The sequence below is a fragment of the Flavobacterium frigoritolerans genome, from assembly GCF_025847275.1.
Classification (GTDB): Bacteria; Bacteroidota; Bacteroidia; order Flavobacteriales; family Flavobacteriaceae; genus Flavobacterium; species Flavobacterium frigoritolerans.
Genome location: NZ_JAOZEV010000056.1, coordinates 1 through 1,015, shown reverse-complemented (window position 1 = coordinate 1,015; position 1,015 = coordinate 1). Strand labels below are relative to the sequence as shown.

The following is a 1,015-nucleotide window of genomic DNA, read 5'->3' as shown; positions in this document are numbered from 1 at the left end:
CCGATGCCGAAAGGTTATTAGAAAGAAGTACTTATGAGCAAACAAAATTTAGACAGTAGAGTATTTTCCTTAGCATCCAATCTTTTTGGATTTGGTAACACTGCTGAAAAAACTATAATTCAGGAAACCATAGCAACAACTGTTGCAACAGCTTTGCGAACAGAAAATCGTATTATGGCTGTTTATCCTGCAATTAGTATGGAAGCATTCAGTATTACTATGGATAATTATAGGAAGTACATTGCGGGCTATAATTTCAAAACTACTGCTGAAAACGAACTAACAGAAAAACATAATAGAGAAGTTCGAAAATTCTTGTCTGAAAATCATTTAAACGATATACAGAGAGAATTTGCAAAGGTTTTTTTGCATAAAAGTAAAATGCTTAAACCTAGAGAATATAATGTACAGGCTGATGCTTTTATGAAAGACCACGGTTTGATTATTGAGAAAAAGAAAATTCAAACTGTCAAATATGCTACAGAATTAGTATTTCAAAATTTATTGCACTTATATAATTCGCAATTGATGAAACGTAACGAGCAGTATATGAAGTTACGTGTTACAGCAATTAGACCTATTGAAGAATTTAAAATCAACTCATTTTTAGTAACTGCATTGCAACGTAACGGAGTTACAAGTTTAGACCTCTGTAAAAAGACTGTGCGTAACCATAGGCAACGTTTGGAAGAATGTGGGGTATTTGTTGATTATCATTTTTCGGGACAAAATAGACCTGTTGAAGTGCATATAAACAGCGAAATTTTGACAGTTTTAGACCTCAAAACCTCGAAATTAACAACTACTGAAAATCAATATGTTAACCCTGTAAACGAGAAAGTTTTACCTGATAACAATGAGAATACTAGAACAGATTTAAATGAATCTCAAATGAAAGAGAATGTTAAGAACATTTCTCAATTTGATAAGGAGTTCCCTTCGGTCACGCCTTCTTATTTGTTTTTTACTAGAACACCAGCCAGCAAACTGCAAAATCCAACTGAGGTGGCGGGGG

General features: G+C 33.5%; 1 protein-coding gene. It reads left to right on the top strand.

Annotation, left to right across the window (positions count from 1 at the left end):
- Positions 1-33: 33 nt before the first annotated feature.
- A partial coding sequence (locus tag OIU80_RS20850) for a hypothetical protein (protein ID WP_264288889.1) occupies positions 34-1,015 on the top strand: 982 nt, incomplete at its 3' end.